Source organism: Enterococcus sp. DIV1208, from assembly GCF_050530455.1.
GTDB classification, from domain to species: Bacteria; Bacillota; Bacilli; order Lactobacillales; family Enterococcaceae; genus Enterococcus_B; species Enterococcus_B hirae.
On sequence record NZ_CP172887.1, the window covers coordinates 205,520 to 218,987 of the forward strand.

10 protein-coding genes and 1 pseudogene are annotated in these 13,468 nt (G+C 33.7%); 9 read left to right on the top strand and 2 right to left on the bottom strand.

All coding sequences use genetic code 11. The features are described 5' to 3' along the window. Nucleotides 1–289: 289 nt before the first annotated feature. A complete protein-coding gene (locus IGK91_RS01010) occupies nt 290–3,577 on the bottom strand; it encodes a putative mucin/carbohydrate-binding domain-containing protein (protein ID WP_181934161.1) in 3,288 nt (1,095 codons plus the stop codon). A 420-nt stretch (nt 3,578–3,997) separates the two neighbouring features. Between IGK91_RS01010 and IGK91_RS01015 the strand changes: the two genes are divergently transcribed. The 3 genes from IGK91_RS01015 to IGK91_RS01025 all read left to right on the top strand — a co-directional run bounded on the left by IGK91_RS01015 (nt 3,998) and on the right by IGK91_RS01025 (nt 7,754). Beyond that, on the top strand, nt 3,998–6,004 hold the full coding sequence (locus IGK91_RS01015) for a toxin Cry1Ac domain D-VI-related protein (RefSeq protein WP_240187616.1): 2,007 nt from the start codon (nt 3,998–4,000) through the stop codon (nt 6,002–6,004). Further along, nucleotides 5,988–6,971 (top strand): immunoglobulin-like domain-containing protein, encoded by a 984-nt coding sequence (locus IGK91_RS01020; RefSeq protein ID WP_258924948.1) that lies wholly within the window; start codon nt 5,988–5,990, stop codon nt 6,969–6,971. The genes IGK91_RS01015 and IGK91_RS01020 overlap by 17 nt, the downstream gene beginning before the upstream one ends. Nucleotides 6,972–7,535: 564 nt before the next feature. Further along, a complete protein-coding gene (locus tag IGK91_RS01025; protein WP_010720317.1) occupies nt 7,536–7,754 on the top strand; it encodes a hypothetical protein in 219 nt (72 codons plus the stop codon). A gap of 202 nt (nt 7,755–7,956) precedes the next feature. Here IGK91_RS01025 and IGK91_RS01030 read toward each other — a convergent pair whose 3' ends face one another. Further along, nucleotides 7,957–9,429 (bottom strand): helix-turn-helix domain-containing protein, encoded by a 1,473-nt coding sequence (locus tag IGK91_RS01030; RefSeq protein WP_081124958.1) that lies wholly within the window; start codon nt 9,427–9,429, stop codon nt 7,957–7,959. Between the two features lie 276 nt (nt 9,430–9,705). On the opposite strand from IGK91_RS01030, the gene IGK91_RS01035 reads away from it, so the two are divergent. From IGK91_RS01035 to IGK91_RS01060, 6 genes and pseudogenes are all read left to right on the top strand, one after another. Then, nucleotides 9,706–10,167: a hypothetical protein gene (locus IGK91_RS01035; RefSeq protein WP_010720315.1), complete on the top strand. Its 462-nt coding sequence runs from the start codon at nt 9,706–9,708 to the stop codon at nt 10,165–10,167. A 147-nt stretch (nt 10,168–10,314) separates the two neighbouring features. Next, on the top strand, nt 10,315–11,094 hold the full coding sequence (locus IGK91_RS01040; protein ID WP_240187618.1) for a YveK family protein: 780 nt from the start codon (nt 10,315–10,317) through the stop codon (nt 11,092–11,094). After that, nucleotides 11,030–11,728: a CpsD/CapB family tyrosine-protein kinase gene (locus tag IGK91_RS01045; RefSeq protein WP_010720313.1), complete on the top strand. Its 699-nt coding sequence runs from the start codon at nt 11,030–11,032 to the stop codon at nt 11,726–11,728. Before IGK91_RS01040 ends, IGK91_RS01045 begins: the two co-directional genes overlap by 65 nt. Nucleotides 11,729–12,082: 354 nt before the next feature. Beyond that, complete coding sequence (locus IGK91_RS01050) at nt 12,083–12,568, top strand: cell wall protein (RefSeq protein ID WP_258924949.1); 486 nt, start codon at nt 12,083–12,085, stop codon at nt 12,566–12,568. Nucleotides 12,569–12,580: 12 nt separating this feature from the next. Continuing rightward, a pseudogene (locus tag IGK91_RS01055) lies at nt 12,581–12,661 on the top strand (LPXTG cell wall anchor domain-containing protein); the annotation flags it as partial. Next, nucleotides 12,654–13,337, top strand: coding sequence for a class D sortase (locus IGK91_RS01060; RefSeq protein ID WP_010736874.1), 684 nt, complete (start codon nt 12,654–12,656; stop codon nt 13,335–13,337). The pseudogene IGK91_RS01055 and the gene IGK91_RS01060, both read left to right, overlap by 8 nt. Nucleotides 13,338–13,468 lie beyond the last annotated feature (131 nt).

Below are 13,468 nucleotides of genomic sequence, written 5' to 3' on the forward strand. Positions count from 1 at the left end.
GAGACAAAATTATTCAGTATCAAGAAATAAGAAAGAATTTCCGAAAATTGACAAGAAATACAAACACTAGTTTTTGATGTTGATTGTTACCTGCTTGGTGCTCCTCAAATTTTCCGAAGATACTAGTTTTATCTCACCGTTTATTCGTATTTAGAAATACTAGAAGAGACTGAGACAAGTTTTGTCCCAGTCTCTTCATGATTGACAAAGAGCCGCAATCGTTGCTCCAGCTTCAGTTAAATAGTTAGTATAGAATTTTTAATAACATTTTTTACTTTCTTAGAACTAATTATCCGTTACGTACATCGTAATGGTATGTTCCTCTTGTATTGTGTTTCAAGTTCTCATGATTGATGGCTAAACGAGTTGCATTTGCTTCTCGGTGTGTCACAGTAACTGTGTCGCCCTCCTTCAAATTGATCGTATCCGTTTTAGCATCATAATGACGATCTCCAATGTATTCTTTTTGATAGAGCGTTTCATTATTACGTGAAATAGTGATACTTGCATAGCGATCATTGAAGTAACTATGCGGAGTACCAGCTATTGTACGTACGGTTGCTACGCCATTTGCTACGTCAAAGGAAGCAAAATGGAAGTTTCCTAATCCTTTGAAAGTAAACTCTTGCAATTGATCAAAAGCATTATTTAATCGTGTCAATAAGTTATCTTTTTGGCTACTGTTTGGTAAAGCCGTTACTTTTTTCTTGGCTTGATCAATATCTTTTTGCATCAGATTTGTCTTGATTTTCGAATGATCATTGTCTTGGAATAAGTGGTCAACAGCTTCTGTGGCTTCTTTGAGATAGTTATTTAATGAAATAGTTACTGTACCATTGTCTTTCACAAAAAGATATGGTTTTTGGATATAACCAGTGTCTGTTCCCAATTCAAGAGAGTATACACCATTTGGCATGTTGTTGATCGTAACTGGATCGCTACCTAAAGTAATTTCTTTATAAAGTTTATTTCCATCTAAAATACGCAATTTCATACCTTCGAACAAGTTGCCGTCTTTAAACTTCAATGTAACGTTGCTTGTTAGATTCAATGGTTTTAATTCTTCATTTGTAACTAAAGATAAAACGGAACTTAGACGATTATTTTGTGTCAATTGTTGAATCGCTGCATCTAATCGATTATCAGGAACCACTTGTGCCAAATGAGCCACTTGTTGGTAGCCATTATCTGCGGCTGCTTTTTTCGCTTTTTCTGATACTGATAAGCCCCAAGCGTTTAAGACAGCAGAAAAGTCCACTTTCTTCGGTGCACCCATTTCAGTTGTGATCAAATCTGGTAATGGATAGTTATTGGCATTGAATCCTGACTGACTAGCAAATTTTCGGTAGTTTGTATAGAAATTTGTAAAGCCTTCATTTCCTGCTTTATCAACGATGTTTGAAAGAATGACTAATTTTTTACGTAAATCTTGACTATTGAATTTTGGATCAGCACTATTGATTGTATTCTTTAATGCATTTTCAATGGATTGTTTGTGTCCATAATCATAAAGCCAAGAATTTTTATCGGCAGCAGTTTTACCCATGTGTTTGTAATTATAAATTACACCATATAGATTATTCCAAACTTCACCGACATCCATTCCTTTGTTCATAAAGCTTCCTTGATAGCCGTGACCAGTTTCATGAAGCACTCCCCAACCATCGCCTAACCAAGCGTCGCCAGACGTACTAGTTTGTGCTGCCCAAAGGCCACCATAATAAAGAGCACCCGCACCTGAAGCATCTGCTTTATAGAAATATCTACGTTCTGAAGAACGGTTCAATGGATTTGGGTCATTGTCAGATAAACCTAATAATTCATTATAGGATCCGATAATATCATTATCATATTTATCAATTAGACGGTTGAGGTCCACTTTTAAAGCTTGATTGCGATTTTGTTCAGGTAAGAAAGTTTGAAATCTCTTTCCTTTGATCAATCCATAACCTTTTGTTTGATTCCAAGTATCTTTAAATGCTTCGATATCCCCATTTTTACTAAAGACTGGTAATAGGATTTTTTGTCCTTCTACAGTAAATTCTAATTGTGGTTTTTCCCCATTTTCTTGATTATATGGCGTATAAACAAATGGTACTGCTAAAGCTTTAGCAGTTAGTGTGACATTGTTTGTTGTGAAATCAATAGCAGATTCAGTACTTGAATTATTGGTTAATAAACGCAACGTCATTTTTGAAGTGAATTTTGGATTCGTTTGTCTAATGGTAATTTTTGCACCTTTTGTTAATTGGATACCTAAATCTTGACGATCATGATCTTTCCCCATTAAAATTCCTGCAGCAGCAGTATTTCCTGGATATGCTGTGGTGAACATCGTTTTTTTATAGGTTTTTAATGCAAGATAAGCTTGGTCATATTTTTTTTGTAAAGCTGTTCGTTCAGCTAATCCGTTAGGTAAAGCATTGATTTTTTCTAAAGCTGTGTTTAATTGTTCTTGTGTATTTTCAGCTTTAGGTGTTTCGCCATCGAATAAATCATTGACGGCTTTCGTCGCTTCTGCCAGTTGCGAAGTGAGGTTTTCTAATTTGCCATTTTTAACAAGATAGGTGTAATTGCCGGCAGTATTGCCCTTTAAAGAAGGATCTGTAGCAACAAAACGAGTATCATTCGCTTCACGATGTGTGATCGTTACGATATCCCCATTTTGTAAAGGAATATCTTTTTGTTCGGCTGTCAATTTTTGGTTGCCGACAAAGTTTTTTTGATAAACCACTTGTGTCCCACGTTTAATTTGTAAACTTGCGTAAGTATCTCCATAGAAGCCCCAATGTGGTTGGACAGCGAGGGTTTGTAAGTGGAGGTTACTTCTAGCAACACTGATTTGAGCAAAGGTTGTATTATCATAACCTTTTAAGGTAAATCCTTGTGTTTCAGCTTGAACACTGATGGCATTGTAGGCCTTTTCCAGCTTATTCCATAACTGATCGCGTTGAGTTAGATAATCTGGTAGTGCATTAAGTTTAGCTGCTGCTGCATCTGCTTGCTCTTGGGTAATGCCCAGTTTAGGTGTGTCGCGATTGAACAACTCGTTGACAGCTTTCGTTGCTTCTGCCAGTTGCAAAGTGATGTTTTCTAATTTGCCATTTTTAACAAAATAGGTGTAATTGCCGGCAGTATTGCCCTTTAAAGAAGGATCTGTAGCAACAAAACGAGTATCATTCGCTTCACGATGAGTGATCGTTACGATATCTCCATCCTGCAAAGGAATATCTTTTTGTTCAGCTGTCAATTTTTGGTTGCCGACAAAGCTTTTTTTGTAGACGTCTTGTGTTCCACGCTTAATTTGTAAACTTGCGTAAGTATCTCCATAGAAGCCCCAATGTGGTTGAACAGCGAAGGTTTGCAAGTGAAGGTTACTGTTAGCAACACTGATTTGAGCAAAAGTTGTATTATCGTAGCCTTTTAATGTAAAACTTTGCGTTGAGGCTTTAGGAATAACTTGAGTATTAGTTGATGAGAGATTTTCTTGGGTAGCTAGTACTTGGGCACTTGGTAAAAGTAAATTTGAAAATAGCATGATACCAGTAGCTGAAGTAACAATTATTTTCTTTTTCATTGTATTTCATCCTTTCTCCTATCCAAATAAAGATTTCTGTTTAGGACCTAAGCATATTATTAGTGGCTCAGATATTTTTTTTTTATATTTCAAAAAAGATAGAAGAAATTTATTTTGCTAGGAATGAGTTAAGACATTGATGTAACAATATTTGATGTGGATAACTTTAGGAGAGCAATCATTTTTTATAGGAAAAAGGATAGACGTTTATTCGATTGGAGATTTTTATTTTTTAACATAAGTATTCTTGAAATTGAAAAAACGTGAAAAAAATTTTTTTGGAGGTCGCCTATAATTTGTCTATCAATAAAAATTTATTGACAATTTAATAGGAGGTTTTAATGTAAAATGGGAAAGAAAAATCTATCAAAAAGCAAAAAACTTAGAAAATAACTACTTGCTGCGTCAGCTGCAGGCTTAGTGCTTGTTTCAAGTGCAGCTAGTGCAGGAACCTCATTGGTTTATGCAGCAGAAAAAAATCAAACAGCAACTACTGCTGAAAAAAATACAAAAAATTCGGAGGCTATTTCAAACGAGAACACGTTGACTCAAAAACAAAATCTAACAGCTACAGAAAGAAAAACAGTGAATCCTTCCAATTTTGATTGGAATATTGGAGAAGTATTACCATCAACACCGACGAATAATTATTCTGGGACACTACCAAATACTGTGCGAGGAGCTACTTTTCAAATTACTTTTTCAATCTTCAAACAACCTAGTTCCACATTAACAGCGAATGACATAAAGGTTAATGTTCAAGGGAAAAATGTGAAGTTTTCTACTTCGCAATATTCAAATACAATAAATGTTCAAGTGACATTCCAAGCTGAAGGAACATCAACTAATTTTTCTATTAATGTGGCTACTGGTAAGGGAGATATTGCTCGTTGGAATACAAGTAACTATCGTAAATTCACCGATGTCCCACAAAGTGCAATCACAAGTAGAAACAGAATCAGTACATTGCTTGACTCAATTTATTCAACGAGTGGTGTCTTAGCTCCAGGTGTTACTCAAAGTAGAATTGATAATGTTCGTCAAGAAATGAATAATTATATTCCAAGAGATATTAGTAGTAGCTATATCTCAGCATACTGGGCTAATTTCCTTACACCGTTTCTAGATAAAGCATCCGCTGAAGTAGATCAAATAAATAAAGCTACGGTAGCAGTGAATAACTTATTCAATGATAATCAAGTACCTAAACCTAATAATACAAGTGAACAGGTTAACGCTGCCAAAGCATTAGTAAATGCTCTGCCATATAGTCAAGCAAAAGAAGACTTGCTTGCAAAGGTTGCAAAAGCTCAGAATGCTTTAGACGAAATACAAGTAAATGCAGCCACAGAAGCAGTAAATGCGTTATTCAATGGAGATACACCAAAACCAGAAAATATACAAGAACAAATTGATGCAGCTAAAGCTAAAGTGGATGCATTAGCAAATAGTGATGCAAAAACAGCTTTATTAGCAAAAATTACGACAGCTCAAAATGCTTTAAATGCAGAAGTAGAAAAAGAAAATGCAGCCACAGAAGCAGTAAATGCGTTATTTAATGGTGATACACCAAAACCAGAAAATACACAAGAACAAATTAACGCAGCCAAAGCAAAAGTAGATGCATTAACAAATGAGACAGTAAAAACAGCTTTACTAGCAAAAATCACTGCTGCACAACAAGCATTGGATGAAGCAACTGAAGAAGCTGCGAAAGTACAAGCAGCCACAGAAGCAGTAAATGCGTTATTCAATGGAGATACACCAAAACCAGAAAATACGCAAGAGCAAATCAATGCAGCCAAAGCAAAAGTGGATGCTTTAAAAGCAAGCGAAACAAAAACAGAATTATTAGCCAAAATCCAAAAAGCACAAGAAGCACTTGAAGAAAAATCGAAACAAACATTAACACTTAATCCATATACATTAGGAGATCAATATGTAACGGGTACAATTACTGGGAACATCAAAAAATTCCAATTGATTGTCAATGGACAAACCTATGAACCTGGTTTTAAATTAAAAAATGGAAAACTTGAAGTATATGTAGGAAATCGTGTCCCAGAAGGAACAACTGAGTTTACATTAAAAGCATTTAACCCAGCAGGCACACAAGTTGCTTCTCAAACAGTACAAGTTCAAGCACCATCATTGTCTGTCGATAAATTTGTTTTAGGTAGTGAATACATGACAGGCTCTTACCAAGGCAACAGCATTAATAAATTCCGACTAACTGTTGATGGTAAAGTATATGAACCAGGCTTTAAATTAGAAAATGGTAAATTTGAAGTTTATATCGGAAGTAAAATTACTGGAAGTTCAAAAGTTATTAAGCTTGAAGCATTAGATAAAGCCGGCAAAACAATTGTCGAACAAAATGTAACAGTAGAAGCACCGCAATTGACAATTAATGAGTACATTCGTTAATGAATACTTAACAGGTACTGTTGCAGGGGAAGGCGTTAAAAAATTCAAATTGATTATTAATGGACAAGAAAGCTTCCCAGGATTCAAATTAACTGACGGTAAATTTGAGATTTACGTTGGTAATAAAGTACCAGCAAATGTTAATTCTATTAAAGTAGTGGGAATAGATAAAACAGGTCAAGAAATTGTTTCTCAAGATGTGAATGTACAAAATCCTGAGTTACAACCAAATGAATACCTAGCTGGCAATGAGTATTTAACAGGAACGTTCACAGGTCAAGCAATTAAAAAATTCAAATTAGTAGTTAATGGACAAGAAAATTACCCAGGATTTAAAATCACTGAAGGTAATAAATTTGAAGTATATATTGGTAACAAAGTACCAGTAGGAACAACGACATTTACGCTGATTGGATTAGATAAATCAGGACAACAATTGACTTCAAAAGAAATCACTGTGCAATCCCCAACTTTAAGTATCAATGAATATGTCCGTGGCGATGAATATATGAGAGGTACATTCAACGGTGACGGCATTAAGAAATTCAAATTAGTAGTAGATGGACAAGAAAGCAATCCTGGTTTTAAAATCACTGGTGAAAACCAATTTGAAGTTTATATTGGTAATAAAATCACGGCTGATTCAAAATCTATAAAATTAGAAGGTCTAGATAAATCTGGAAATGTCTTAGTAAGTCAAGAAGTTTCAGTTTTCCAACCAGAATTAGTTCCAAATGAATATACACGTAATTCAGAGTATCTAACAGGGACTTACAAAGGAGATATCCGTTCTATCAAATTAACTGTTGATAATAAGGAATACAAACCAGGCTTTAAATTAAAAGAAGGCAACCAATTTGAAGTTTATATTGGTAATAAGATTCCAGCTTCAGCAAATAGTTTTACAATTGAAAGTCTAAGTTTCGATGGAAAACAACTTGTTTCTGTAAATGTACCTGTTAAATAAAAGGTATGAAAGACGCTCAAAGCATAGAGAACGCTTTGAGCGTTTTTTTGTTAAAGTTCGTCTTTTTGATATAAAAGTAAAAAATTCCAACTGACTTTGATTTTTTTTCAATTATTGAGGCTGTTCTAAAAAAAGGAAGAAATAGTTAAAATTAATACTTTGTGCAACTAAATAGAGTCATTGACCGAAGGAAGCTAAAGAAATGTATTATTTCTATCCTATCTTTCAACTAGATTCATTTAAGTTTTTAGTATGAATATAGCAGTATGTTTAAAAATGAAAAAGAATGGATAGTTAATTTTATTGATAAAAAAATAGGCTGAGGTGAAATAGATAAAAAAATGTTATCTGTATGTTTTGCTAAAATATAAATTAAGAAAAGAGGAAAGCGGCTCTCTTTTTCTGCTAGTTCATTGCAAAAAGTATTCTTTAAGGTCTTTGAACGAATGTTTTTCATTTTTAGTAACTTAGAAGAAATTTTTACCAAAATAATTGTAAAATGAGCAGAAGTAAATTTTTATAATGATAACAGTAAGTAATTTTAGGAAGTTAGGAGAAATGATCATGAAATTAGAACGTGGAATCACTGTTTCGGCCTGTGCTGTCTCTGGGGAATTAGCTACAGGGAAGATTAGTAATATTTTAACGAATGTCGTTATTGTAGAAGCAGGTGTCAAACACTATGTTGTTACTAAGAAAGTGCTGAAGGAACAAGGATATATCATCGAAGAGCCAGAAGAAGAATTAGCAAAAGATTATAAAGATTATATAGTAGCGATTTGAAGAGAAATAATCTTTGTCCCATCCTTGCTCTTAGTTTGTTCAAACTAGTTTACTGAGTGGAAAAAAGAAATATTGCTTATTCGAACAAACAGAGTGAAATCATTGGTACTGAACTAGCTTTTTTATTAGTGATAGAAAAGAAAAAAGAATTAGCAAGCAAATTGGATCTTGCTTGCTAATTCTTTTCAGTATCAAGTGAAGATCAATCAAAGTTCATGATATGTGTCGCAATCTTATTGATATCCTTAGAGATGGAATTCAATAAGATTGGGAAAATATTCTCGGTGTTAAAGGTTTCCTTATTCAAAAGCGTTCGCTCACAAATAATTAGATGACCGGTTTTTTTGATATATTTAGGCACATCGTCCATGGAATAATAAAGGGTAGTGTCAATCAATAAATCACTTGTAGACATTTTCTTTTCTAATGAATTCCGAAATACGATATGCGAAGTTTCACTTTCTGCTACGATGACCACACCTATTTTTGATTGGTTCCCATGGGTCAAGATGAAAAAGGTCAACTGACAAAATTCTTGCAGATGAAAATAAGGAATATGATGAATAGGAGTATCAAGTTCTTCAATCCATTTATTTAAAATAAACTTGACTTTATTTAATAAATCTAGTTGCTCTGCACTTAAGAAAATATGTTTGGTAACTAAGAAATTACCAACGTTCAAAGCACACGTGTATAGCAGGTTAAAGAGGGGGACTTCAAACAAAATATTGCCAAATAAATTCACACCAAATTCTTTTTCAAACATTTCGATCAATAAATCGATTTCTTTAAACTTGGTGATCAAGCGATTTCTTACATAATGATAATCGATCTCGATCATGAAATAATTTGGTGAATTGTAAGGAAGTGTACGGTAAATAAGGGCTAGATAGGCTATCTCTTCATCTGTTAAAGGTTCCTCGATTTGTATGAAAATCTCTCTAAACATATTGAAAATGATACCATCTTTAAAAATGTTCATAGTGTCGTTTGGAAAGACAATTGGATTGCTTTTTCGCCGTTCCAATGAAAGATAGATGGCGGATTTGAAGAAAGTATATTGAGTTTTATTTAAACGATTAGACAGGATATGAAGTAGTTTGTCTGCATATTTTTCAGCTTTTTCCATTGTTATGGGATCAATTTGTGTATCTAAATAGTCACACCGCATCCAAACTGAAAGGATCAAAAAGCGATACTGTAACTCATGCGATTCTTCGGGTTCCTTCGTAAGTGGGGTGAGTGCTTCTGCAAAATAGTTCTCTACATCTTTTTTTATTTTGAATACTTTTGTCACAGATAAAAACTCTTCATCCACAAGTGTTAAATAATCATTTTCTCCCATGATATATCGGGAACAAACTCTTAAAAAATTAGAATCTTGGTAAATTTGTTTGATGAGATCATAGCGCCTAATAGATGGTTTGAAAAATATCAGTAGATGACTACTAGTCATTTTATAATAGTCGATATCATCTTCGAGTCGAATGACTAATTTTTGGAAATCCGCTTTGATTGTGTTGAATGTCACACCCAATCTTTCTGCAGTTTCGCTTACGTTCAGTTCTTTTAATTCAAATAAAAATTCAACTAACTTTACTTTTCTAATAATGTCTTTTTCTATATAATCTTCAATCATTTTAAATTCTCCTAAACAGATTTGATTCTCTTCCATTTGAAGTTTCCTTCGCTTGGTAAATATCACTTTATAACGCAAAATATCCATTTTTTGTTCGTTAAATTTTGGGGGAACCAATATAAATAAAGGTAACTATAGTTATTCTATAAGCAATTTTAAAAGGGATTTTTTTTATTATTAATTTTTTTGTGGGGTTCTATAAAAAAATTAGGAAAGTATTATGAACGAAAATACTATACTAATATAGCAACTAAATTTTTTTGTACTAATTTAGGAAGAATGAGATAAATGATTTTAAGGAGAGATGAACAAATGAAAAAAATAATTTTAGCAAGTATGGTTGTCTTCGCATTGGCAGGCTGCTCGGCAGGTAAATCAACTAAAACTACTAATACAACTAGCACTGATAGTACAGCTTCTTCCAGTCAACCAACGCAGACAAGTAGTGAAATGACATGGGCCGATAAGCAAGATATAGAAGTAAAGCAATTAACAAAAATTGCTGAAAAAACGATTACCCAAAATAATAAATTGGACCCAAAAAAATTGAAGTTTATTAAAGAAACATTATCAACAGCTGATTTAAAGACAGTTAAAGGAAAAGGCCAAGAATATAAAAATGTCAAAGAAATTTATGGGAAATATAGTTATGAAGGTAAAGAGTCTGATTTTGATCTAGTGATTTCATTTGAAAAACCAGATTCATTCAAGCAATATACAGTCATCAAATATGTAACGGATAATGAAAAAACTAATTTCAGTAAGATTGATTAAGTCAATAGTTGACTGTAGTATCCCTTAGATAATTGATAGCAACTAAGAAAGATAAAAAAAGTATTATTTTCTTTCAAAGTGAACATCGTCAATTAACGAGCAAAAATAGTTTATAAATAATTTTATTTAGGAGAATCAGAGATAAGGATGGAGCAAACAGTAAACATAGAGAAATTTTGGCGTATCATAAAAAAAAGAAAATTTGCGATTGTGATTTCTGCTTTATTAGGTTTAATTATGTCCATGCTTTTGATTGCATTTGTCTTAGTCCCAAAGTATGAATCACAAGCCCAATTAATCGTTACTTTACCTAAAAACGAAACGGCAGACATTAATGATGTCAACAGCAACTTGCAAATGATTACCACCTATAAAGACATTATTACTGGAGACTTGATAATGGATGAGATGTCTCAAGACTTAGCGAAAAATTTTGGTGTCCATTTAACAATTGAGCAATTACGAAACCTTATAAGTATCAAACAAAAGGAAAATTCTCAAATGTTTTCGATTGTCGCAACGGATCCTGATCCAAAACTTGCCCAATACATTGCTAACGTTACAGCCGAAAAATTTCAGAAGAATGCAAAAAAATTACTCAATGTAGATCGCATTTCGATTATTTCAAAAGCTACGCTTAGTGCAACACCAACAGAGCCACATAAAAAAATAGTTTTGGCCAAAGGATTGCTTATTGGTTTATTTATTGGTTTGATGATCATTATGATATTAGAATTCATGGATCGAACAATCAGTGATAGTGAGACGATTCAAAATGAATTTAATATGGTGGTACTGGGAAGTATCCCTTATATGGATGACAATGAGAAAAAAATCGAAAAAAGAAGTAAGGGTGTAATCAATGAGAAAGACAAGAAGAGGAAGAAATGCCACAGTCAGAAAAAATTTAATTACAATCATGGATAAAACTTCACCGATTACAGAACGCTATCGAACGATTCGGACCAATATCCAATATAGTTTTCCTTATGGTAAAAAAGTGCAAACATTAGTGGTTACTTCGCCAGGTGTAGGTGAAGGTAAATCAACTACAGCAGCTAATTTAGCAGTGGTTTACGCAAATCTAGGGCAAAAAGTATTGATCATAGATGCAGATATGCGGAAGCCAACCCTAGACAAAATTTTTTCTTTAGAGAAACATGTAGGTCTTAGCACATTATTAGGTACAAACATCAAGGCTAAAGAATGTATACAAGAAAGTTTTGAAAAAAATCTTTCTGTTATGACAAGTGGACCGAAACCTCCTAATCCGGCTGAATTGTTAGGTTCTTCTCGCTTAGAAGAAGTGATTGAGGAGTTGGAAGCAACCTATGACATGATCATATTCGATACCCCTCCCTTGACTGCCGTGACAGATGCACAAATATTGTCTTCAAAAGTGGATGGAACGATTATGGTAGTCAGTGAAAAGTTAACAAAAAAAGCGAATTTTCGAATAGCTAAACATCTACTGGAATTAGTAAATGCCAATATTTTAGGAGTAGTTTACAATGCTTCTAAAGAGGATGAAAATCAAGGCTATTACTACTATGGATCGTGATCTGCTATCATGTTCCAAATGAAACTCTTTGCTAAAGAGAAAAGCATCAAAGTACACGAATGACAAAACAAAAGAACTTTTTCAAAGAAGACCCTAAGTTTTGAAAAAAAATCATTTGTCGTAAGAGGCTGTCACTGAGGTCTCTCATTTATTTCCTTTTATAATTATGAAAGAGTTTGAGACAAAAATTTTTTGTCTCAAACTCTTTTTATGTATACAAATCATTTTTTATTTTTTTAAGTAATTCGTTTGAAGGCTAAAAAAACAAAAAAAATCAAGTGAGGGTTCTCAGTAGAATAAAAGACATAGTTAATCCTAAATTTACAGGATTTATTAATGAAAGGCGGAGAGATCATGAAAAATTTTAAAGGGATATTGTTTACATTGGTGTCAGTTATCTGCTTATTGTTGCCGACAGCAGTTCATGCTGAAACACAAGGGGCAATCACCAACGCAGAAAGAGATATTTTAAATGAGCTTTATACCGGTGTAACGGTGAAAGGGAAAAAATATGATTTTGATATTACAGATATCACAAAAGCAGAAAATTATCTGAAGGTCCATCAGGTGTCAGATGAAAATGCGTTAAAGGTAGCAAATTACTTAAGAGAAGCACGTCAATTGATCTTAGATAATTCACAAAATGTCGATGTTCGTTCGATCCATTCACTAAAAAATCTGATCAAAGCTTTACCACGTCCAGTGATTGAGCAATTAAAAACGATTGTCTTAAAAATTGGAGAAATTTTAAATCTGAGAGTGACTTTTTATCGAGATGGCGTTTCGGTTGTCGATCCTTCAGGTACTCCTATTTATTATACAGAAGATGAAATCAAATAAACCGGTGCAGATTATACCACGAGCTATGTGGCTTTAGGTGCTGTATTGATGTTGGCTGGAGGCGCATATTGGGTGGCACGTAGAAGTGAGTAAGAGAGGAATCAAGGGAGGGCTAAATCGAATAGTTAACGGATGTCTGTTGGCGTTTCTTTTTTTGGTCATCAATTATTCTTTGATTTATGTGATTGGCAAACCAGTCATTCACTTTGTCACCTCCTCTATCCAGACATTGTTACTTGCAGAGGCACCCACATTTAAAGAGAACAATCATAAAGAAGCTATCAAACAACTTTCTACGAATGGAGAAAGCGAGATTTCTTCTAGTAAAATTCAATTTCCTCATTATGGTCAATTGTATGGAGAGATATCTGTCCCTTCGATCCAATTAAAAACACCATTATATTTTGGCGATTCAGCAACTATTTTAAGAAAAGGCGCGGGACAATATATGGGTTCCACTTTTCCAGGAGAAATAGGAACTACATTGATTGCTGGGCATAATAGTGATTCATTTGGCAAGTTAATTAACATCAAAGCGCAAGAGATTATAACAATCCAAACGAATTACGGTAGCTATCAATATGAGGTAGAAGAAGTAAGAGTAGCCAATAAACATGATACTCAGATAAAGCAGGAGATTCGTCAAAGAAATAATGCCAAATTAATACTATATACCTGTTATCCGATCGACAGCATTGGCTTAACGGATCAACGATTATTTGTAACTGCAAAATTACATGCAGGACCGATGATCAATGAAAATAAATAAACAAAGGATAGTCGGCATGAAGAAAGGTTTAAGAAAGAAAACAGCACGCTTATTTTTGACCTATATTTGCTCGGTTGCATGTCTTTGCTTTTTGTCTTTGCTTTGTATCAGAGTAACCTTAGCAAATCCTA